Raw genomic sequence first — 22,963 nt, 5'->3', positions numbered from 1 at the left:
AAACAAGGATGGCTCGCAGGACATTTTTACAGCTGACCGGTGCTGCAGCCGGAGCAGCTCTGCTTGCTGGCTGCGGGGAGCGGGCGGAATCGGCGGCAGAAAGTGGAACAGAGCCCATGGTTACAGTGCTGATGCCGGGCCAATCGGATGAAACTGCCTGTGTCCGCATTTCGGCGGCGCTGAGCGAAGTCACAAAGCAGAAGCTGGGCTTCAGCGTTTCCATCGAGCAGGTGGCACCCACCAATTACTCGGCAGAGCTGTGGAAACGGATGGTCTGCCAGACCATGCCGGATCTGTTTTTCCTCACAGAGAATCAGCCGCTGGATGTTTACCTGAATCAGAACTGCATCCTGCCCCTGAGTGCGCTTCTGGAAGAATATCCCGGGCTAAAAGCTCTGTTCTCAGAGCAGCAGTGGGCGAGTAGAACCTATTACCGCCGTATCTATGCGGTCCCGGCACGGGCAGTCTCGATGTATCAGATCGGCTTTCTGGCCCGGGTCGATTGGATGCGGGAGCTGGGGGCCAGGCCGGAGAAGATCACGGATCTGGATGCTCTGCACGACCTGCTGATGCAGGTCAGGCAGCGTCGGCCCAATGCAGAGGGGGTCCTGCCGGATAATGGACAGGTTTTTCCTTTTCCGGAACTGGATCCTCTGGGAGATACCTTTGGTGTTCTGACCGAAGAAAGCGGCACCACCGTTGTCAACTGGTATGCCGCGGATGCTTACAGCAGGCTTTGCGGAACGATGCATCAGTGGTATCAGGAAGGATTGATCCTGCGGAATGCCAGCCTGCGGGACGAACCGGCCACCGATCGGATGCGGCTGGGCAACAGCTTTGGCTTTTTTGCACGGCTCAACCGGGATTCACTGGACTGCTACACCCGGGCCTGTGGTACAGAGCTGACTGCCATCCCGTTGGGGCCGACCATTCAGAACGGCTCCATCCCGGTGGAGAGCTGGTGTCTGCCGGTGACCAACAGCCACCGCAGGGAGGCACTGGCGCTTCTTGAACTGTTGTACACAGATGCATCCTGCTACGATCTCTTTGCGAACGGAGATGGGAAAGAGGAGCAGTTCCATCCGTGGCAGAATCTGTATCTCAACGCCAGCGGACTGCTGCCGGAAACAGACGAGCAGCCGCAATGGGTCTCTCCGGCCTATGGGTTCAGCTTCAACAACAGTGCAGTTGCCGCAAAGCTGGATGCCTGCCGGGCACTGAAGAATAGCTATCACAATGGGCTGATGTGCGGCTATCTGGATTCGGAAGAGGCACTCCCGGAGTTTTTGGAAAAACTGGAACAGGCCGGAATACAGGAGATCCTTCAGGCAAAACAAAGCGCATTGGATAACTGGCTGAACGCATCGCACTGAAACAGGCAGGGCTGGGAGACCGGCCCTGTTTTCGTTTTTTCGGACAGAAGAAACCTCTGAAAATGAAAAACAGAGGTCGGAAACTTGAAAAAATGCTGCAGCTCTCGGAACAGGAACACGGAAAATGAAAAATTAGTTTCGGTTTTTTGGTAGCTGGAAAAGCTTCCGGTGCGTTAAACTAAATACAACAAAAGCACGGCAGACACAGAACCGTGCAGATGAACGTAAGAATAAGAAGGACAAGAAGGAGAAACCACTATGAAACGTATCTCTCGTCGGAACTTCCTCAAGGCTATGGGCATTTCTGCAACGGCCCTGACACTGGCCGCGTGCGGCGGCTCTTCCAGTTCCACCGCAGCCGGCACGGCTGGCTCCACTGCTGCCAGTGCAGTAGCAACCGGTGAGCCCAAGGCAGGCGGTACCCTGCGCCTGTGCTATTCCAGCCCCATTGCCACCCCCGGTTACACCCCCCGTGCCACCGGCAACGCGGCCATTTACTACCTGACGCTTTCTTATGAAAGCCTGACCAGCTATGATGCCGAGGGCAATATGATCCCCAATCTGGCAACGGAGTGGGATGTGAACACCGATGAGCTGAGCATTACCTGGACTCTGCGGGAGGGCGTCAATTTCGCCGACGGTGAGCCTTTCAATGCAGAGGCCGTCAAGCGCAACATCGAGGAGTATCAGGCCAACAACCGTACCGAGACCGCAAACATCGCTTCCTGTGAGGTCATTGATGACACCCACATCAAGATGATGATGGCAGAGCCCAACTCCTCCACGCTGGAATCTGTGGGCTTCTTCGTCTACTACATGAGCCCCAAGGCACTGGAGAACCCCAGCAGCCTGGATGCCGCCACCTGCGGCACCGGCCCCTTCCAGCTGAGCGAGTTCGAGAACAACGCCTACGCCATCTACACCAAGAACGAGAATTACTGGAAGGAGGGCCTGCCCTATCTGGATTCCGTGGAGGTGACCCTTGTCACTGAGTCCAGCACCGCAAACACTGCTTTCCAGGCCAACGAGTACGATATGTACTGGGTAGGTCTGGCCAATCCCACCATCCTGCAGCAGCTGGACGGTGCAGGCATCTACGTCAAGGAAGATAACCAGAACGGCATGGGTGTCGAGAGTCTGGGTCTGATCCCCAACAGTGCCATTGACGGCCCCTGGGCCGATGCCCGTGTCCGCCGCGCCCTGTGCTACGCCATCGATGTGGATGCCATTAACGCCGCATTCCTGATGGGCATGGCACAGATGACTGACCAGTGGGCAGTTCCCGGTTCCGCTACCTACAACGACAGCCTGAATCATTTTACCTATGATCCGGAGAAGGCAAAGTCCCTGCTGGCAGAGGCTGGTTATGCCGATGGTTTTACCACCAACATTATCACCATCAGCGGCATGTCCGATATGCTGACGGCCATTGCCAACATGCTGGACGAGGTGGGCATCCACTGCAACATCCAGCAGGTGGACAGCGCAACCAACAACCAGTACATGAAGGATGGCACCTGGGAGGGCCTGATGCTCCACTTTGCAACCATCGCTCCTGATCTGGGCCTGTACATGGGTCGTCATCTGGACAAGAACGGCGCTTACTACGCCAAGGGCATCCAGCATCCCGACAAGGAAATGGAGTTGCTGGAGGAGATCCGCCGCTGCATGGATCCCGATGAGAAGCACAAGCTGGAAAAGGAGCTGCAGGCAGCAATCTACGATGCCGAGGATGGCTCCTGCCTGTTTGGCCGCGTGCTGTACGTGAATAAGTCCTCCATGTACAAGTACGATTACGTCATCGACGATCACGCAACCGAAGCCTTCACTGCTTATTGGGATCTGTCCGCCTGCTGGCTGAACAAGTAAGCAACCAACTTTAGAGTATCACGACCGGAATATATTTCTCCTTATTTCGGCAGATCCCGGCGCAGTGATCTGCGCCGGGATTTGTTTTAGAAGGGGAGAAAGGTTCCGCAGGAAATGGAGCGAACTATGAAATCGAACAACCTTGCCAAAATGATCGGCAAGCGTGTGGTGCAATCCTGCATCACCATCCTGCTTGTCACTCTGTTCGTCTTTGCCCTCATCCAGATGGTTCCGGGCGACCCCGTAGCCAACTATCTGGGTGCAACCGCCACCGAAGAGCAGATCACCTATTACCGCCACCTTTATGGTTTCGATCGTCCGGTCATCGTCCAGTATCTCAGCTGGATCGGCGGCCTGTTCCGGGGCACCATGGGCCAGTCCATCAGCTATCAGTCTGAGATCGCTGACATCATCCTGCCCCGTCTGGGAACAACCCTGACCATGGTGATCCCCGCCTTTATCATTGGTACGATCACCGGTATCCTGTTCGGCATCATTGCTGCCAAGAACCGCGGCAAGACCATTGACAGTGTGATCTCCTTCTTTGCGAACATCGGTGTCTCGATGCCCATGTTCTGGCTGGGTATGATGGGGATGCTGGTGTTTGCCCTCAAACTGCGGGTCCTGCCCAGTTCCGGCTATGTTCCCATCACCCGTGATTTTGGCGGCTGGCTCAGCCACATGATCATGCCCATCATTGTGCTGAGTCTGGGTGTCAACGCTGGTTTTGTCCGTCTGACCCGCTCCTCCATGCTGGAAGTCATGCGGCAGGATTATGTGACCACTGCCCGTGCCAAAGGCGTTTCCAAGAAGGATGTTACCTTCAGGCATCAGTTGCGCAATTCCATGATCCCCATCGTCACCACCATGGGAATGCGCCTGGGTTCCATGGTGGGCTCCACCGTCCTGATCGAGAGCCTGTTCGTCATCCCGGGTCTTGGTAGCGTGATGATGAACGGCATCAGCAACCGTGACTTCATGCTGGTGGCGAACGGTGTGCTCATCATCTCCATCTTTGTTGCCATCTGCAACCTCGTGGTCGATATCCTGTACGGCATCATCGATCCCCGCACCCGCTAAAAGGAGGAATGAACTGTGGAAAACAAGACAAAAAAGAAGGGTCTGCTGGAGCGTATCACGTCCTCCCGCGTGTTCCGGGTCATGTTCAGCCGCAAGATCATCGTGGTCTGCGCAATTTTACTTCTCATCATGGTGCTCATCGCCATCTTTGCTCCGGTGATTGCTCCCTATGATCCCAACAAGGATGATCTTTACAATGTTCTGAAGGGCTGCTCTGCCGAGCACTGGCTGGGCACTGACTCCAATGGCCGTGATGTTCTGAGCCGCATCATCTATGGTGCCCGCATCTCCTTTACGGTCGGTATCGTGGCCGTGGTCATTTCCAGCGTCATCGGCATGGCACTGGGCCTGATCGCCGGCATGGCAGGCGGCGTGGTGGATGCCTTCATCATGCGTGTCATGGATGCCATGATGGCCGTGCCCATGCTGATCCTGGCTATGTTTCTGGGCGCGATCCTGGGTCAGGGCCTGGGCAATGTCTGCCTGGCCATCGGCATCTCGATGGTGCCCGGCTACGCCCGTGTCACCCGCGGTCAGGTGCTGAGCGTCCGCAATGCCGATTATGTCACCGCCGGTACCCTGTGCGGTGCATCCCGGATCCGCAACACGCTGGTGCATGTGTTCCCCAACTGCCTGTCCGTCAACATCGTCAGCATGACCGCCAGCCTGGGCGGTGCCATTCTGGCCGAAGCGAACCTGAGCTTCCTGGGCATGGGCATCACGCCCCCGACTCCCAGCTGGGGCGCAATGGTCAGCGGCGGCTATAAGTACCTGTCCACCCAGCCCATCATTGCCATTGCTCCCGGCATTGCGATCATCATCGTGGTGCTCTGCTTCAATATGTGCGGCGACGCTCTGCGCGATGCCCTCGACCCGAAGCTGCGCGGCACATTGGGCAGCGGAAAAAAGACCAAGCGCGCAAAGCGCACCAAGAATGTGAAAGAGGTGGCCTGAAATGAGCGACAAGCTGCTGGAAGTCAAAAACCTGAGCGTTGAATATGATACCGAAATTTCCACCGTCTACGCCGTCAATGGTCTGGACTTGGATCTGAACTACGGCGAGACGCTGGGTCTGGTGGGTGAGACCGGTGCCGGTAAGACCACCACAGCCCTGAGCGTCATCCAGCTTCTGCCGGAAGGCATCGGTTTTGTGACCGACGGCTCCATCAAGCTGGACGGTGTGGATATGCTGAATGCTCCCGAGGAAAAGATTCGTGCCATGCGCGGCAGTGTAGTATCCATGATCTTCCAGGATCCCATGTCTGCCCTGAACCCGGTGATGACCGTGGGAGCCCAGATCATGGAGGTGCTGAAGATCCATCATCCGGAGCAGAGCACGGCCCAACTGGAAGCCCGTGTGGATGAGATGATGGAGTTGGTGGGCATCCCTGCAAAGCGCAAGGTGGAGTACCCCCATCAGTTCTCCGGCGGCATGAAGCAGCGCATCGTCATTGCCATTGCGCTGGCCTGTGAGCCGAAGCTGATCCTTGCCGACGAACCCACCACCGCACTGGATGTGACCATTCAGGCCCAGATGCTGGGCCTGATCAACGAACTGCAGAAGCGGCTGAACACCGCCATGATCCTCATCACCCACGATCTGGGTGTTGTGGCCCAGACCTGCGAAAAGGTCATGGTCATGTACGCCGGTGAGGCCATCGAGTACGGCACAGCAGAGGATATCTTTGAGACCACGCAGCGCCACCCTTACACCCAGGGGTTGTTCAACGCCATTCCCAAGCTGGATGAGAACACCAAGCGTCTGGAGGCCATTGAGGGGATGATGGCTGACCCCACCCAGAAGATCGAGGGATGCCGCTTTGCTGACCGCTGCAAATATGCCACTGCAGCCTGCAAAAAGGCCCAGAAGATGCGGGAGGTCACACCGGGCCACTTCATCCGCTGCTGCCGGTTTGATCCGCCGCAGTCCAACACCTGAGCCGGGAGGAAATGACAATGGAAGAAAAGGTTTTGATCGAGGCAAAGAACCTCAAAAAATACTTCAAAGTCGGCGCAAACAGCCAGCTCCATGCGGTGGACGGCGTGAACTTCAAAATCAAGCGCGGCACCACGCTGGGCGTGGTGGGCGAGTCCGGCTGCGGCAAGTCCACGCTGGGCCGCCTGCTGCTGCGGCTCTATGATGTTACCGATGGTCAGATCATCTACGACGGCACCGACATCACCAAACTGAACGCCAAGGAACTCAAGCCCATCCGTGCCCGGATGCAGATGATCTTCCAGGATCCGTCCGGTTCGCTGGATCCCCGCAAGAGCGTGAAGGAACTGATCGGAGAACCGCTGAAGATCTATAAAACCTGCAAAAACCGTGACGAATACGATGCCCGCATCGCCGAGATCATGGAGACCGTTGGTCTGGATGAGCGTTATGCAGAGAGTTTCAGCCACGAGCTGGACGGCGGCCGCCGCCAGCGCATCGGCATCGGCCGCGCATTGGCCATGGACCCGGAGTTCATCATCTGCGACGAGCCGGTCTCTGCACTGGACGTTTCCATTCAGGCACAGATCCTGAATCTGCTGATGGATCTGCAGGATGAGAAAAAGCTGACCTATGTCTTTATCACCCACGATCTGAGCGTGGTCAAGCACATCAGCCACGAGATCATGGTCATGTATCTGGGCCAGTGTGTGGAATATGCCAAGACCGAGGATCTGTTCAAGAATCCGCTCCACCCCTATACCAAGGGTCTGCTGGATGCTGTGCCCATCCCCAGCCTGAAGGCCAAAAAGCTCTCTACCGAGGTCATGCGCGGCGAACTGACAAGCCCTGTGGACCCGGCTCCCGGCTGCCGTTTTGCGGCCCGCTGTCCCTATGCAACAGATGCCTGCCGCGGTAGGGATATCCCCTTGAAGGAAGTGGAACCTGGCCACTTTGTCAGCTGCACACGCTTTTGAGAACACGGAAAGGCGGGAAAATCGATGACAGAGGAAGAAAAAAAGGCCGCTGCCGAGCAGAAGCAGCGTGAGATGGAAGAGATGATGCGGCAGGCGCAGGAGAGCTACCGGCAGGAATATGCCAGTATGCCCTACGACGGCCCGGTCTATGGCTGCCGCCGGGAGGAGCTGATGCTGCCCATGCAGGACGGAGTGAGGCTCTATACCGAGATCTTCAAACCGGAGGGGCTTGCACAGTTCCCTGTGCTGATCCAGCGCAGCTGCTATCCCAATCAGCAGCCGCTGTATGAGATCAACGGAGCAGAACTGACCCGCCGGGGCTACGGCTATGTAATCCAGACCTGCCGCGGTACGGGCAAGAGCGAGGGACATTGGGAACCCAACGTCAATGAGCGCCCGGATGGCCGCGATACCCTGCAGTGGCTCAACGACCAGCCCTGGGCAGAGAGCATCGGCTATTTCGGAGCCAGCTATCTGGCCCTGACCGGCTGGGCCATTGCAGACATCGTTCCACCCAAGGTCAAGGGAATGATGCTGACGGTCTATGGCACCGACCGTTTCAAATCGGCCTATGAAAAGGGGCTGTTCCGCCACGACGTGCTGACTGGCTGGGCAATGCAGAATGCAGGCCATCCGGTCACAGCGGACTATCTGGAAAGCTGCCGCTTCCGTCCCCACGACAAGGTGGATGAAGCGCTGTGGGGTGGAACGCTGGACTGGTATCAGGACTGGATCCACGCCACCCGCCGCACAGATGCCTACTGGCAGCAGGGCTGGTGGAAGCTGTTAGCCGATGTGCCCGGAAATACCAAGGTTCCGGTGTATATCATCGATGCATGGTACGATCACCATTTTGGCAGTGCCATCAACACTTATGCCTCTCTGGCCCCTGAGACCAAAGAGCACAGCTGGCTGGATATCGGCTGCTGGAATCATATGTCCCAGCCCTGCATTGCGTGGGGCGAACAGCACAATCTGGAAAACGGTGACATCCACCGGATGCTGGAATGGTTCGATCTGCTGCTGAAGCAGAAAAAACAGCCGGAAAAGCGGGTGCGCACCTATGTGATGCGGGAGGACCGCTGGAAAACGCTGGAGGCATGGCCCGCCCCCGTGAGCCGTACCGAAAAACTTTATCTGGGTGAAACAACTCTGAATGCCAAGCCGGCAGAAGGGGAGCGCACCTTTGTGTATGACCCGGAGACCCCCGTGCCCAGCCATGGCGCAGAAAGCGTTCTGACCACCATTGCCGAGGCGGGCAGCCTGCTGCAGCCGGAGCCGGACTATCGGCCCGATGTGGTCAGCTTCGTCAGCGCTCCGCTGGAAAAAGCACTGCCCATTTGTGGGCAAATCAAGGTGCACCTGAATGTCTCGACCGATGTGGATGATACTGCCTTCACTGCCAAGCTGATGGAAGTGTTCCCGGATGGCAGGGCCTATAACATCCGGGGCGGCATCACCACCATTGCTGCCGACCTGCCGGAGGGTCAGACCTATACTCCCGGTCAGACAGCAAAGGTCTGTGTGGAGATGTGGGATATGAACTGGACGGTACAGCCCGGCAGCTGCCTGCGGCTGGATGTCTCTTCTTCCGACTTCCCGCAGTACGCCGTTCACAGCAATTACGCAGGAGTCTGGTCCGAACAGGGAAAGACCCGCATCGCCAACCAGAAGATCTTGCTGGGAGAGGGCAGCTTTGTAGAACTGCCCCTGCACGAGAACTGAGAGAAAGGAACCAAGACCATGACGGAACAGGAACGAAATGTCCTTCTGAACGAACTGCGGCAACAGGAGAGCCAGAGGGAAAAGCAGATCAAGCGGGAGCGGTTCCGCCGCCTGAATCCTTATGTAAAGAAAGGAGCGGTGGTGTTTGCCGGTTCCAGCCTGATGGAACAGTTTCCGCTGTATGAGTTTTTGCAGGACGATGATCTGCACTGCACCTTGTACAACCGGGGCATCGGCGGCTTTACCACCACCGAGCTGCTGGAGGCCATGGACGAGTGCATCCTTGAGCTGCAGCCTGCGCACCTGTTTCTGAACATCGGCACCAATGACCTGAACGGCCCGGACTACGACCGCGCCGCCATGCTGGGCCGGTATGAGGAGATCGTGCAGCAGATCCGGAAAAAACTGCCTGAAACAAAGCTCTACCTGCTGGCCTATTATCCGGTAAACCCCACCGTGGCCGAAGACCCGGGCCTAATCGAATGCTTCCGCTGGCGCACCAATGAGCGTATCCGGGAGGCAAGCGAGGGCGTGCAGGCATTGGCCCGGAAATACGGGGCGGAATTCCTCGACCTGAACAAGGACCTGTGCGATGCTGCCGGAAATCTGAAAGCGGAGTACACCATTGAGGGAATGCACCTGTATGCCAATGGCTACCGCCCTGTGATGGATGCTCTGCTGCCGCTGCTGCGCAAAATCGGAGAAGAACAGGGAGGAAAGCAATGACCGGAGTCTTTGGTGTTGTTCTGGGGCAGATCCTTCTGATGTTCCTCTATCTCATCATAGGTTATGTGCTTTATCGTACCGGACTAATCACCCAGGAGGGCAGCAAGGCACTGGCTCACCTGCTGTTATATTGCGTGCTGCCCTGTGTTGTGCTAAAATCATTTTGTATTGAGTATTCGGCAAAGGGAGCTGTGGAATTGGCTGTCAGCATTGCGGCAGGTGCCGGGGTGCTGCTGCTTTCCATGGCGGTGTCGTGGCTCTTTTTCCGCAAAGACCCCATGGCGCAGATCGGTGTGGCTTTTTCCAACGCCGGGTTCATGGGATTTCCGCTGGTCACAGCAGTGCTGGGTGGAGAAGCCGTGTTCTACGCAGCAGGCTTTGTAGCCCTGCTGAATGCTTTGCAGTGGACCTACGGCCAGGCAAAGCTTTCCGGGGACAAAAAGTACATCCAACTGGGGGCAGTGCTCAAAAATCCGCTGGTGCTCTCCCTGTTGGGCGGTGTAGTGATCTACTTCTGCCGTATTCCGGTGCCGCAGTTCCTCCGCACCCCCATGGGGGCCATTGCAGGCATGAACGCTCCGCTTGCCATGATCGTGCTGGGTGTCTATCTGGCCAGGACCGACCTCAAAGCCATCTTTACCCGCCCCCGGCTCTACGCCCTTTCGGCGGTACGGCTGGTGGTGATCCCACTGCTGACGATCGTCTGTCTGATGCTTCTTCCAGCCGGATGGCGGCAGATCGGCACGGTGCTCATCATTGTGAATGCGGCCCCCATCGGCAGCAACATCGCGGTATATGCCCAGCGTCTGGGGCTGGATTCTTCCTACGCTGTGCAGATGGTTTGTCTGAGCACTCTGCTGTCACTGATCACGCTGCCGGTGATGCTCGGCCTGGCTGCCGCGTTGGGCTTTGCATGAGTCTGAAAACAACCAACAGAAAGCAGGAGATAAGATGAAACAGTATCTTTTGATCGACATCGGCGGAACCTTCATCAAGTACAGCCTGGCCGATGAACAGGCCCGGAAAATCTCTGGTGGAAAGGTTCCGACACCGCTGACGAATATGGATGACCTTCTGGCGGCCATCGAGGGCTTTGCCGCTCCCCTTCAGGGACAGTTCGTGGGCTGCGCCATCTCTATGCCGGGCCGCATCGATACCAGAAACGGCATCGCCCATACCGGTGGAATGCTCAGTGCCTTTATGTGGGAGCAGCCCTTTGCTGCGCAGGTAGAGGCACGGCTGGGCGTGCCGGTGACCATCGCCAACGATGGCAAGTGTGCCGCAGCAGCGGAGGGTTGGACCGGTGCACTGGCCGGTGTGGAGAATGGCCTTGTGCTGGTGCTGGGCACCGGCATCGGCGGCGGCATCATCCTGAACGGGAAGGTGCTGATGGGCGCTCACGCTGCCGCAGGCGAGGTTAGCGGCCTTGTCTCGGATATTTCAAAGATGACCGACGATGATTTCAAACTGACCTCGGTAGAGCGGTATTCCGAAGCACCCCTCTGGGCGGGAATGGCCTCGGCAAGTGGCCTGATCTTCGAGTATGCCCGGCAGAAGCATCTGCCGACGGGCAGCCCCATGCCCACCGGGGAAGAAATCTTTGCGGCTTACAATGCCGGGGAGCCGGAAGCGCAGAAGGCTCTCAAGATCTTTGCCCGGCGGGTGGCCGTTGGCATCCTGAGCCTGCAGAATGTGCTGGATGTGGAAAAGGTGGCCATCGGCGGCGGTATCAGCGCAGCGGAGGCTCTGCTGCCTGCGATTCAGGCCGAGTTGGATTGGCTGTTTGAGCGCTGCACAGTCATGCCGACGGTCAAGCCGGAGCTGGTGCGCTGCCGCTATGGCAACGATGCCAACCTGATCGGTGCCCTGAAGCTGTTCTTTGAACAGAACCCCGCCTGAACCAGAACAAAATAGGATAGGAGTAGAAACTTATGAGCGTTTTCCGTGATGATTTCCTGTGGGGCGGTGCCTGTGCAGCCAACCAGTTCGAGGGCGCATGGGACGTGGATGGCAAAGGCCCCAGTATCCCTGACCTGTGCACCAATGGCTCTCACACCAGCCCGAAATGGGTGACAACTGCTGTCCGCTCCGACCGGCTGTATCCCAGCCATGAGGCCATCGACTTCTACCACCACTACGAGGAGGACATTGCTCTCTTCGCCGAGATGGGCTTCAAGACCTTCCGCACCTCCATCAACTGGACCCGCATTTTCCCCACCGGTATGGAGACCGAGCCGAACGAGAAGGGCCTTGAATTCTATGACAAGGTCTTTGACTGCTGCAAGAAGCACGGCATCGAGCCGCTGGTCACCATCAGCCACTATGAACTGCCCTATGCGCTGGTGGAAAAGTACAACGGCTGGGCCAGCCGGGAACTCATCGAGTTCTATATGAACTACTGCAAGGCTATTTTTGAGCGGTACAAGGATAAGGTCAAGTACTGGCTGACCTTCAACGAGATCAACTGCGGCACCATGCCGATGGGCGCGATCCTGGAAACAGGCACCATCCGGGGCTTTGAAGGCCCTACCGACAAGGTGCCGGACAACAAGCAGGAGCGCTTTCAGGCGCTGCATCACCAGTTTGTGGCCAGTGCAGAGGCTGTTCGGTATGCCCACGACCACTACCCTCAGTTCAAGATGGGCTGCATGATCTGCTTTATCACCAGCTACGCACTGACCTGCGACCCGGCCGACGAGATCGCCAACCAGAAGGCCATGCAGATCAGCAACTGGTTCTGCTCTGATATGCATGTCCGCGGCGAGTATCCTTCTTACATGAAGCGCTATTTTGCCGAGAATAACATCACCATCCGGCAGGAGCCGGAGGATGCTGCCATCCTGAAGGCCGGTACTGTCGATTTCTACACCTTCAGCTACTATATGTCCAACTGCATCACCACCCACAAGGATGCCGATGATGTGGGCGGCAACATCATTGCTGGTAAGAAGAATCCTTACCTGAAAGCCTCCGACTGGGGCTGGCAGATTGATCCCATTGGTCTGCGCTACACTCTCAACGAGATCTACGACCGCTACCGCATTCCCCTGATGGTGGTGGAAAATGGCCTGGGCGCTTACGACAAGAAGGATGCCGACGGAAAGATCCACGACAGCTACCGCATCGACTACCTGCGTGCCCACATCGAGCAGATGGCCGAGGCTGTAAAGGACGGTGTAGACCTGATGGGCTACACCCCCTGGGGCTGCATCGATCTGGTGAGTGCCTCCACCGGTGAGATGGCAAAGCGATATGGATTCATCTACGTCAACAAGTTTGACGACGGCACGGGTGATCTGAGCCGCGAAAAGAAGGACAGCTTCTACTGGTATCAGAAGGTCATTGCCACCAACGGCGAAGATTTAGGATAACAAAAACAGACCTCCGGGTGCCATGTTTGCAGTACCGGGGGTCTGTCTTTTTGAAAGAAGGAGGTCATTTATGGAAAAGGCATTTTGCTGTGCGCCGGATTTTCCGGTGGTTCAGACAAATTACGGTCCGGTGCGGGGATATCGCTTCCGGGAGATCAGCAGCTTCAAGGGCATCCCGTATGGGCGGGCGGTGCGCTTCCATGCACCCCAGCCGCCCCAGCCTTGGGCAGAGCCGCTGGACGCTTCCAGTTACGGCTGCGTCTGCCCTCTGCTGAGCATCGACAAGCCCAGCGGCGAACTGCGTGTGCCCCACCGCTACTGGGTGCAGGATGAGGACTGCCTGAACCTGAACATCTGGACCCCGGCCTGCGATGCCCAAAAGCGGCCGGTGATGGTCTGGCTCCATGGCGGCGGATTTTTTGCCGGCTCGTCCATTGAGCAGGTGGCCTACGAGGGCGGAAACATGGCGCGGGAAGGGGACTGCGTGGTGGTGTCACTGAACCACCGGTTGAACATCCTGGGCTACTTGGATCTCTCCGATTTTGGGGAGGAGTACGCAAACTCCGGCAATGCGGGTGGGGATGATATCATCCTGGCACTGCAGTGGGTGCGGGACAATATTGCAGCGTTTGGCGGCGATCCCGGCTGCGTGACGGTATTCGGCCAGTCCGGCGGCGGAGCCAAAGTGACAACGCTGCTGCAGACCCCGGCAGCAGATGGCCTGTACCACAGGGCGATGATAATGAGTGGTGTGCTGGAAGGTTTGCTGAACGACAGTGTCGGCAGCGGCAGGGACTGTGTGCAGGCGCTGATGCAGGAGCTTGGCGTGCAGACAGCACAGCAGCTGGAAACTGTGCCCTACCACCAACTGGCGCAGGCTTACCGGAACGTCAGCCCGGCTCTGAAAGCAAAAGGCGCGAACGTGGGCCAAAGTCCCCACCCGAACCGCTTCTATCTTGGAGATCCGCTCCATAACGGCAGTGGGTTTCGGCCCGAGACTGCAGACGTTCCGGTGCTGATCGGTACGGTTTATTCGGAGTTCTACGGTTTCTTTGATGGACTGAAAGGAGTCGGCCCGGAGGAAGCAGTGGGCCTGTCTGCCGCAGAGACCCTGCGGGAGCAGTTCCGCACTGCCTACCCGCACCGCCCGGAGGAAGACCTGCTGCTGGCAGATACCAGCTTCCGCGCCCCCACGATCAAATATGTCCGGGAGCGTGCCAAGGCGGGCGGAAAGGTGTACAGTTATCTGTTTGATCAGGATTTCCCTCTGATGGGAAAAAGCACCCCGTGGCACTGTGCGGATATCCCATTTGTGTTCCACAACACAGAGCTTGTGCCAGTGTGTGCCTTTGAGGGAGCAAAGCAGCTGGAAACGGAAATTTTTGGCGCTGTGATGCAGTTTGCCCGTACCGGTGCGCCGGGCTGGGCTGCCAGTACGGAGGATGTGGAACAGACCATGCTTTTCGGCCCCCAAAGCCGTCTGGTGCAGAACCACGATCACGCACTGATCGAAGCATTGGCACCCTTCACAGATTTACGGATGAAAAAAGCGACCCGGGCAGGCGGACAGATCCAGCATTAAAAAGCGCCGTTCAATGTATTTTGCCGTGGAAAACAACAAGGGGCTTTTCAAGGGCAGCGGCAGTGACGATGTCCTGCAGGAAAAGTTTGCCCGGCAGCTGAAGTGGTGTACCGATGTCATGGATGTTTTTGCACCCTGAATGGGGCTGAAATTAAAAAATGCAGTACCTTCTCTGCGCTTTCTCGCATGGAAGGTACTGCATTTTTGCTTGCTGCCTTATCTGTGCGGAATGGATGCTGCACGCGGCATTCAAGGGTCAAACCGGTCTGCATTCTGTAATTGCCACTTGACCCAACCCGTGGTATAATGAAAGAATCGAATACTATGGGAACAAAGGACAGGGGTCAGAACAGAAAATGGCAAAACGAAAGCGAAAAACAACTGCAAAGCGCGCGTCTGCACGCAGAAAAAGCCGGGCCGAGGAGCGGATGCCGGCGGGGCTGGGTACCCTGTTTGTGGGGCTGCTGCTCATCGTGCTGGCGTTCGTGGAGGGGGACTCCGTCTGGAAGAGCGCCCACCAGATCCTATTCGGGCTGTTCGGCTGCGGCAGCTTTGTGCTGGGCGCGGCGGTGTGCTATCTGGCCATCCTCTACACCCGGGGGCAGGACCTGCTGATGCAGGTGTTCAAGCTGCTGCTGGGGCTGATCTTTGCCAGCGGCACGGTCATCGTGTTTTCGGATATCCCCGCCGACCTGACCGCTGCCCAGATGATCGCTGCCTGCTACCAGAATGGCGCGAATGCCTGGTTGGGCGGCGGCGTGCTGGGCACTCTGCTGGGCGGCAACCTGCTCCTGCTCTGCGGGCGGCCTGCGGCCAATCTGGTCATGGCGGTGCTGGCCCTGTGCGCCAGCCTGTATATTTTTGATATCACCCCTGCCGAGTGCTGGCAGTGGCTCTGCAATGTGGGCGGCGGCGTACATGAAAAAGGCGTGGCGGTCTATGAGCAGAACGCCGCCCGCCGTGCTGAGCGCCTTGCGGCCCGGCAGGCGGAAGAGGAGTACTGCGCCGAGGAGCCTGCGGACGATTACGATGACAGTTCCGATGAGGAAGACGTGCCCGGCGGCATTCCGGTGCCCGGGTGGCTGTCCGGCGTGTTCAGCTGGGGCCACAAGGTGACCAAGGAGATGGAAGGCGAAGCGGAACCTGCTCCCGTGGACGATTCTCTGGGCTACGAGCCGCCCGCGCCGGTGGAGCCGGAACCGGCTCCCGCCCGGCCTGCTCCGGCTTTTGAGCCGGTCAAGGTGACCTCCAACCATCCCCGCGCGGCGTTTGATATCGATCTTGGGCCGGATACCTCTGTTTCCGAAGGCGGCAGCGAGCCCATTGAGCCCATCATCATCGGGCCGGGCGGCACCTTTGGGCAGGACCCGCTCCAAAAGGCCCCGCCCCGGGCCATCGTCAAACCGGTGGTGCCGGATGCCGTGGAGACTGCCGCCGAGGATTTCTTCGTGCCCGCCGGATCGCCTGCTCCGGCCCCTGTGGTGAACCCCACCGTGCCGCCTGCGGCCCCGGAAGCCCCTGCGGCTGCACCGGCAGAGCCCGTGCAGCCTGAGATGCCGGTGTTCCAGACCCCCACCCTGCCCACTACGGATGAGCCGGTGGTGCCGGTGCGGGTCAGCGCGGAAAACGCGGTGGCCATGCGCAGTGAGCCGGACGAGGACGGCTGGATCAGCATTACCAGCGAACCGGTGGAGGAAAAAGACCTGAACACGCTGGTGGCGGCCGCCATGGAAAAGCCCGCCGCAGGCGAGCAGGCTGCCGCCACCGCCCCGGCCGAGGAGCCGGAGGTGGTGGAGACCTTCCAGTATCAGTACCCCAGCATCGAGCTGTTTGAAAAGTCTGCCGAGGAGGGGGACCCCGGTGCCCAGGACGAGCTGAAGGCCAACGCCCAGAAGCTGGTGGACACGCTGGAAAGCTTCGGCGTGCGCACCCGGGTGCTGGATATCTCGCGGGGCCCCTCTGTTACCCGGTATGAGGTCCAGCCCATGGCGGGCGTGAAGATCAGCCGCATCACCTCGCTGGCCGATGATATCGCCCTGAACCTTGCTGTGGCCGATGTCCGCATGGAAGCACCCATCCCCGGCAAGCCTGCCGTGGGCATCGAGGTGCCCAACCACAAAAAGACCCCTGTTTTTATCCGCAGTGTCTTTGAAAGCCAGGCCTTCCTGCGGATGACTTCGCCCTTGGGCGTGGCGCTGGGCAAGGACATTGCCGGTGTGGCCCAGGTGGCCGACCTGTGCAAGATGCCCCATCTGCTCATCGCGGGCAGCACCGGCAGTGGTAAATCTGTCTGTGTGAACAGCATCATCATCAGCATTCTGTTCCGCTCCAGCCCCGAGGACGTGAAGCTCATGCTCATTGACCCCAAGGTGGTGGAGCTGGCTGAATACAACGGCATCCCCCACCTGCTGATGCCCGTCATCACCGAGCCGAAAAAGGCAGCGGGTGCTCTGAGCAGCGCGGTGCAGGAGATGGAGCGCCGCTACCACTTGTTTGCGGAAAACAATGTCCGTGACATCAAATCCTTCAACAAGCTGGCGGCCACCGACCCCATGCTGGAAAAGATGCCCTATATCGCCATCATCATCGACGAGCTGGCCGATTTGATGATGGTCGTGGGCAAGGACGTGGAGGATTCCATCTGCCGCATTGCCCAGAAGGCCCGTGCCGCCGGAATGCACCTCATCGTTGCCACCCAGCGCCCCAGCGTGGATGTCATCACTGGCCTGATCAAGGCCAACATCCCCAGCCGCATTGCCTTTGCCGTGTCCAGCCAGGTGGACAGCCGTACCATTCTGGATGGTGCCGGTGCCGAGAAGCTGCTGGGCCAGGGTGATATGCTTTTTATGCCTGTGGGAGCGCCTAAGCCGGTGCGTATCCAGGGCACCTTTGTGCGGGATGAGGAAATCAGCCGCGTGCTGGACTTCATCAAGCAGAGCGCCACCGTCCAGTACGACGAGGCCATGATCGAAGCCATGGAAAAGCACGCCATTCAGGATGGCAAGAAGGGCGCATCCTCTGCAGATGCGGATGAGGAGACCGGCAGCGACCCGATGCTCAAGCAGGCCGTTGAGGTGGTCATTGATGCCGGGCAGGCATCCACCAGCCTGCTGCAGCGCCGCTGTAAGCTGGGTTATGCCCGCGCCGCCCGCATCATGGATGAGATGGAGCAGAAGGGCATCATCGGCCCCTATGAGGGTGCCAAACCCCGCGCAGTTCTCATCAGCCGCCAGCAGTGGCTGGAAATGCAGATGAATCAGCCGGATGAATGAACAAATTTTGAGGAGCAAGGAGAAAAATGCAGCGACCTCTGACTTGTGTTGAAATATGTGCGGGCGCAGGAGGACAGGCTTTAGGCTTGGCAATGGCTGGTTTTGTCCATGTGGCGCTTGTAGAATATGAACGGGATTATTGTAAAGTTCTGAAAGATAATCGCCCGGAATGGAATGTGATCTGTGCGGACGTTCACAGTTTTGATGGACGGCCATACAAAGGTGTGGATTTGCTGGCTGGTGGTGTTCCGTGTCCGCCGTTTTCTGTTGCAGGAAAGCAATTAGGTAAGGATGATGAGCGTGACCTGTTTCCGGAAGCAATTCGTTTGATTCGAGAGATTCGTCCAAGAGCTGTTATGCTGGAAAATGTTCGAGGTTTTCTGGACTCTGGCTTCGAGGAATACCGAGACCATATTTTTACAGAGATAAAGAAGCTAGGGTATGTTACACACATTAAATTATTGAATGCCTCAGATTATGGGGTACCCCAGCTTCGTCCAAGGGTTGTTATAGTTGGAATCCGAAAAGATCAGGCAGGGGCATTTGAATATCCACAAGAGCATCCAGGAGAATCTCCTACGGTTGGAGAGACACTGTGCGATCTGATGTCACAAAATGGATGGAAAGGTGCAAAAAAATGGGCTGAAGGAGCTGATAGGATTGCACCTACACTGGTTGGAGGCTCTAAAAAGCATGGCGGACCGGACCTTGGCCCGACAAGAGCAAAAAATGCATGGGCAGAGCTTGGCGTTGACGGAAAGGGAATTGCAAATGAGGCACCGGAACCGGATTTTGACGGGATGCCTCGACTGACGAGCCGGATGATGGCAAGAATTCAGGGGTTCCCTGACACATGGACTTTTGGAAATAAAAAAACTGTTGCGTGCAGAATGATTGGCAATGCTTTTCCGCCACCGGTGGCGCAGGCTGTTGGAATTGAAATCAGGAGGTGCTTAGAAAATGCCGAAAGATGAAGTCTTGATTGCAATGGAACGCAAGAGATACCATGAGAGACTGCTGCAGACTGGTACATTGGCAATCAATGCAAATGGTGTTGCCACAAATGCAGACAAAGACAGTGTGATATCTGTAATGATTGCTAAAGGAATTGCCGAGCAACTGATGGCAGAAACCAATGAGCGTGTTGCAGGTCAAACAGCAGGAGCGTCATTTGAAATGCTTACGATGGAGTTTGTAAAGAGAACGTTCCCACAGCTGCAACATCTTAGACCGGGCAATTGGGAAGTCCTTAAACTTGGAAATAGAAGCAGGACGAAAACATCAACATTCGCTCAATATGAACATTTGGCGTATTTGACCGAACTGACAAAAGCTAACAGAAAATTGTCAGCTATGATTGGAAATGACTATATGGTAGCACCTGATATCGTTGTTTACCGAAACCTTTGTTCTGATGAGGAAATAAACGCAACAGAACCTATCGTAAATGATACTGTGTGTCGGTATGCTGATTTGAGAGAAAAGAATGGTGGCAAAGCAATCTTACATGCTTCTGTTTCGGCAAAATGGACAATGAGATCGGATCGAGCACAAAACAGTCGTACGGAAGCATTAAATCTGATTCGTAATAGAAAAGGGCATCTTCCGCATATTGTTGTTGTCACGGGAGAACCTCTTCCATCCAGAATTGCATCACTTGCACTTGGGACAGGGGACATTGATTGTGTATATCACTTTGCTTTGCCGGAATTGATTGCATCAGTTAACTCAACAGAACGGGCAGATGTGATAGAAACACTTAAAACATTGGTGGAAGGAAAAAGATTGAAAGATATTTCGGATTTGCCGTTAGACCTTTCCGTATAATGAGATGAATTGCGTTCTAAAAGACTTCATAAGTGTGAAGTGAGGATATAAAGGATATGCAGGAAAATACTTCCCCGATCTACACCGAATTTCTTCCCATCAGCCGGGCGGACATGGAAGCCCGGGGGTGGGATCAGCTGGACTTTGTGGTGGTGGGCGGCGATGCCTACGTTGACCACCCCAGCTTTGGCACCGCCATCATCAGCCGCCTGCTGGAGGCCGAGGGCTATAAGGTCGGCGTGCTGGCCCAGCCCCGTTATTCCGACTGCGAGGACTTCAAGCGGTTCGGCAGGCCGAAGTACGGCTTTTTCATCGGCGGCGGCAACGTGGACAGCATGGTGAGCCACTACTCCGTGGCAAAAATTCCGCGTGCCGAGGACGAATACTCTCCCGGCGGCATCGGCGGCGCGCGGCCTGACCGCAGCGCAACCGTTTACACCAGGCTGGCCAAGGAGGCCTACCCCGACCTGCCTGTGATCCTGGGCGGTCTGGAGGCTTCTCTGCGCCGGTTTGCCCACTACGATTATTGGCTGGACACCGTTCTGCCCAGCATTGCAGAGGACTCCGGAGCCGATCTCATCAGCTTTGGCATGGGCGAGCACCAGACCGTGGAGATCGCCCGGCGGCTGGCGGCAGGGGAGCCGGTGGAGTCCATCACCGATGTGGACGGCACCTGCTACCTGACCGACTTCGACCACCTGCCTGAAAAGTATGTGGAGTGCGCCGGTTTCCGGAAAGTGGCCTCCGATAAGGTGGCCTACGCCAAAGCCTGCCGCATCCAGATGGACAATCAGGATGTGGTCAGCGGCCAGATCATTGTCCAGAAGCAGAGTGAAAAGTACCTTGTGCAGAACATCCCGGCAAAGCCGTTGGTGCGCTGGGAGCTGGACAAGGTGTATGCGCTGCCCTACACCCGCCGCTACCACCCCATCTATGAGAGCATGGGCGGCGTGCCTGCCATCCGGGAGGTGCAGTTCTCCATCATCCAGAACCGCGGCTGCTTCGGCGGCTGCAACTTCTGCGCCATCCAGCTGCATCAGGGCCGCCGGGTCACCAGCCGCAGTGCCGACAGCATTGTGGCCGAGGCCGAGCGAATGACCCACGAGCCTGATTTCAAGGGCTACATCCACGATATCGGCGGCCCCACCGCCAACTTCCGGTTCCCGTCCTGCCGGGAGCAGATGCTGCGGGGCATGTGCAATGGCGGCAAGCACTGCCTGGCCCCCACCACCTGCTCCCACATGATCGTGGATCACAGCGATTACCTCAAGATCCTGCGCCGTGTCCGGGAACTGCCCGGCGTGAAAAAGGTGTTCATCCGCAGCGGCATCCGGTTCGATTACCTGATGGCTGACCCGGACGACACCTTCTTCAAGGAGCTGGTGGAGTATCACGTCTCCGGCCAGCTGAAGGTGGCCCCGGAGCACTGTGCCCCCAACACACTGGCCTACATGGGCAAGCCGCCCATCCAGACCTTCAACAAGTTCAAGGATAAGTTCTACGAGCTGAGCAAGAAGGCGGGCAAAAAGCAGTACCTCGTGCCCTACCTGATGTCCAGCCACCCGGGCAGCACCCTGAGCGATGCCGTCTATCTGGCCGAGTATCTCTACAAAAACCACATGCGCCCCGAGCAGGTGCAGGATTTCTATCCCACCCCCGGCACGGTGAGCACCTGTATGTTCTACACCGGCCTTGACCCCTACACCCTCAAGCCTGTGTTCGTGGAAAAGACCGCGGAGGGAAAAGCGCTCCAGCGCGCCCTGCTCCAGTATTACGAGCCCCGCAATGCCGAAAAGGTCATCAAGGCGCTGAAAATGACCCACCGGGAGGACCTGATCCCGCTGCTGGTGCCCGCCGAGGGCCGCCGCGCGGTCCAGCGCTCTGCCCGCCGGGCCGAGCCTGCCGAGGTGACCATCCACAACGACGGCACCTATACCGTCCGCCCCAACAAGGGCAGGGGAGGCAGGAATCAGAGCCGCGGAACCGCTCCGGCCCGCACCGCAGGCGGCCGCCAGCCCAGCCCCGGCGCACGCTTTGCGCCCAACGGTACGGCACCCCGTAAGCCGAAGAATGATCAACAGAAAGAGAATACAGCGTGGAAAACTTCAAAAAAGAAAAAGTAAGCTTTTGGCGGCGCATTGCCGCTCTGGCCCTGGCGGCGGCGCTGGCCCTTGGTCTTGCCGCCTGTGATGCCTCGGCGGTGGTGCCGGGCAGCAGCACCCCTACGGTCAGCACTGCCCAGCCTGCCGGAGACGGCCAGACCGCCAACTTTGAGATGCACTTCCTGGATGTGGGGCAGGCCCTGAGCGTGCTGGTGGAATGTGACGGCCAGTATATGCTCTACGACGGCGGCAACGTGGACGATGGCAGCTATGTCGTCTCTTACCTGCAGAATCTCGGCGTGGAGGAGCTGCAGTATGTGTTCTGCTCCCACGCCCACGAGGATCATGTGGGCGGCCTGTCCGCTGCGCTGGCCTATTTCCCGGCAGACCATGTGTACAGCCCCGTGACGGAAGCCTCCACCAAATGCTTTCAGGATTTCGTCAAGTACACCCAGCAGCAGGGCCTGCAGGTGGAGGTGCCCGCCGTGGGCACGGTCTGGCCGCTGGGCAGCGCCACTGTGACCATGCTGGGCCCTGTGGCGCAGTATGATAATACCAACGATACCTCCATCGTTCTGCGGGTGGATTATGGCTCCACCAGCTTTCTGCTCACCGGCGATATGGAATCGGATGCGGAACGCGATCTTGTGAACAGCGGGGCCAACCTGAAGGCAGATGTTCTGCAGGTGGGCCACCACGGCTCCAGCACCAGCACGAGTTACATCTTCCTGAACGCCGTCCTGCCCGAGATGGGAATCATCTCCTGTGGTGTGAACAACAAGTACGGCCACCCCCACGAGGAGACCCTGAGCATCCTACGGGATGCGGGCGTGGATGTTTACCGCACGGACCTGCTGGGGGCCATCGTGATCGGTTCCGATGGACAGAACTATACCATCCGCACCGAGAAAACGGCCACCGATGCCGAGCTTAACCCCACCGACCCGGCGGCAGCGTCCACCGCGCAGCAGGGGTATATCGGCAACGTGAACAGCAAAAAGTTCCACCTGCCCAGCTGTGCCAATCTCCCTGCGGAGAAGAACCAGATCCTCTTCTCCAGCTACGAGGAGGCCATTGCGGCAGGGTACAGCCCGTGCTCGAGCTGCATCAAGTAAACGCATAT

At 57.6% G+C, this 22,963-nt stretch carries 18 protein-coding genes; all 18 read left to right on the top strand.

Going from position 1 to position 22,963, the window contains the following annotated elements; genetic code table 11:
- Positions 1-8 precede the first annotated feature (8 nt).
- The 18 genes from MTP42_RS11145 (at position 9) to MTP42_RS11065 (ending at position 22,955) form a co-directional block, all read left to right on the top strand.
- The gene (locus MTP42_RS11145; protein WP_249257329.1) at positions 9-1,373 is read left to right on the top strand and encodes a DUF3502 domain-containing protein; all 1,365 of its coding nucleotides are present in this window, start codon (positions 9-11) and stop codon (positions 1,371-1,373) included.
- A gap of 258 nt (positions 1,374-1,631) precedes the next feature.
- Positions 1,632-3,242, top strand: a complete 1,611-nt coding sequence (locus tag MTP42_RS11140; protein WP_249257328.1) for an ABC transporter substrate-binding protein — start codon at positions 1,632-1,634, stop codon at positions 3,240-3,242.
- Positions 3,243-3,368: 126 nt separating this feature from the next.
- The gene (locus tag MTP42_RS11135; RefSeq protein ID WP_035393731.1) at positions 3,369-4,322 is read left to right on the top strand and encodes an ABC transporter permease; all 954 of its coding nucleotides are present in this window, start codon (positions 3,369-3,371) and stop codon (positions 4,320-4,322) included.
- Positions 4,323-4,337: 15 nt separating this feature from the next.
- Complete coding sequence (locus MTP42_RS11130) at positions 4,338-5,276, top strand: ABC transporter permease (protein WP_005931660.1); 939 nt, start codon at positions 4,338-4,340, stop codon at positions 5,274-5,276.
- Position 5,277: 1 nt separating this feature from the next.
- A complete protein-coding gene (locus tag MTP42_RS11125) occupies positions 5,278-6,261 on the top strand; it encodes an ABC transporter ATP-binding protein (protein WP_005931657.1) in 984 nt (327 codons plus the stop codon).
- Positions 6,262-6,278: 17 nt separating this feature from the next.
- Positions 6,279-7,235 (top strand): ABC transporter ATP-binding protein, encoded by a 957-nt coding sequence (locus MTP42_RS11120; RefSeq protein ID WP_249257327.1) that lies wholly within the window; start codon positions 6,279-6,281, stop codon positions 7,233-7,235.
- 24 nt (positions 7,236-7,259) lie between these two features.
- Positions 7,260-8,960, top strand: coding sequence for a CocE/NonD family hydrolase (locus MTP42_RS11115; protein ID WP_249257326.1), 1,701 nt, complete (start codon positions 7,260-7,262; stop codon positions 8,958-8,960).
- A gap of 18 nt (positions 8,961-8,978) precedes the next feature.
- Positions 8,979-9,686 carry a GDSL-type esterase/lipase family protein gene (locus MTP42_RS11110; protein ID WP_249257325.1) on the top strand — a complete coding sequence of 236 codons (708 nt, stop codon included), beginning with the start codon at positions 8,979-8,981 and terminating at the stop codon, positions 9,684-9,686.
- Positions 9,683-10,603 (top strand): AEC family transporter, encoded by a 921-nt coding sequence (locus tag MTP42_RS11105; RefSeq protein ID WP_097773484.1) that lies wholly within the window; start codon positions 9,683-9,685, stop codon positions 10,601-10,603. The genes MTP42_RS11110 and MTP42_RS11105 overlap by 4 nt, the downstream gene beginning before the upstream one ends.
- 34 nt (positions 10,604-10,637) lie before the next feature.
- On the top strand, positions 10,638-11,585 hold the full coding sequence (locus tag MTP42_RS11100) for an ROK family protein (RefSeq protein ID WP_035393729.1): 948 nt from the start codon (positions 10,638-10,640) through the stop codon (positions 11,583-11,585).
- A 32-nt stretch (positions 11,586-11,617) separates the two neighbouring features.
- Entirely contained in the window at positions 11,618-13,057 is a 1,440-nt protein-coding gene (locus MTP42_RS11095; protein ID WP_005931641.1) for a glycoside hydrolase family 1 protein, read from the top strand.
- A gap of 70 nt (positions 13,058-13,127) precedes the next feature.
- Positions 13,128-14,639 carry a carboxylesterase/lipase family protein gene (locus MTP42_RS11090; RefSeq protein WP_005931639.1) on the top strand — a complete coding sequence of 504 codons (1,512 nt, stop codon included), beginning with the start codon at positions 13,128-13,130 and terminating at the stop codon, positions 14,637-14,639.
- Between the two features lie 13 nt (positions 14,640-14,652).
- A complete protein-coding gene (locus tag MTP42_RS14645) occupies positions 14,653-14,778 on the top strand; it encodes a hypothetical protein (RefSeq protein WP_256466565.1) in 126 nt (41 codons plus the stop codon).
- A 217-nt stretch (positions 14,779-14,995) separates the two neighbouring features.
- Positions 14,996-17,911 carry a DNA translocase FtsK gene (locus tag MTP42_RS11085; protein WP_249257324.1) on the top strand — a complete coding sequence of 972 codons (2,916 nt, stop codon included), beginning with the start codon at positions 14,996-14,998 and terminating at the stop codon, positions 17,909-17,911.
- Between the two features lie 26 nt (positions 17,912-17,937).
- Entirely contained in the window at positions 17,938-18,885 is a 948-nt protein-coding gene (locus tag MTP42_RS11080; RefSeq protein ID WP_156060527.1) for a DNA cytosine methyltransferase, read from the top strand.
- The gene (locus MTP42_RS11075; RefSeq protein WP_005931608.1) at positions 18,872-19,738 is read left to right on the top strand and encodes an NgoMIV family type II restriction endonuclease; all 867 of its coding nucleotides are present in this window, start codon (positions 18,872-18,874) and stop codon (positions 19,736-19,738) included. Before MTP42_RS11080 ends, MTP42_RS11075 begins: the two co-directional genes overlap by 14 nt.
- Before the next feature lie 56 nt (positions 19,739-19,794).
- On the top strand, positions 19,795-21,861 hold the full coding sequence (locus MTP42_RS11070; protein WP_249257322.1) for a YgiQ family radical SAM protein: 2,067 nt from the start codon (positions 19,795-19,797) through the stop codon (positions 21,859-21,861).
- The gene (locus tag MTP42_RS11065) at positions 21,834-22,955 is read left to right on the top strand and encodes an MBL fold metallo-hydrolase (RefSeq protein ID WP_207697609.1); all 1,122 of its coding nucleotides are present in this window, start codon (positions 21,834-21,836) and stop codon (positions 22,953-22,955) included. The genes MTP42_RS11070 and MTP42_RS11065 overlap by 28 nt, the downstream gene beginning before the upstream one ends.
- The last annotated feature ends 8 nt before the right edge of the window (positions 22,956-22,963 follow it).

It is taken from the genome of Faecalibacterium sp. I2-3-92, assembly GCF_023347315.1.
Taxonomy (GTDB): Bacteria; Bacillota; Clostridia; order Oscillospirales; family Ruminococcaceae; genus Faecalibacterium; species Faecalibacterium duncaniae.
Note: the sequence above shows the minus strand (reverse complement) of the source record. Positions and strands in the feature narration are given on the sequence as shown.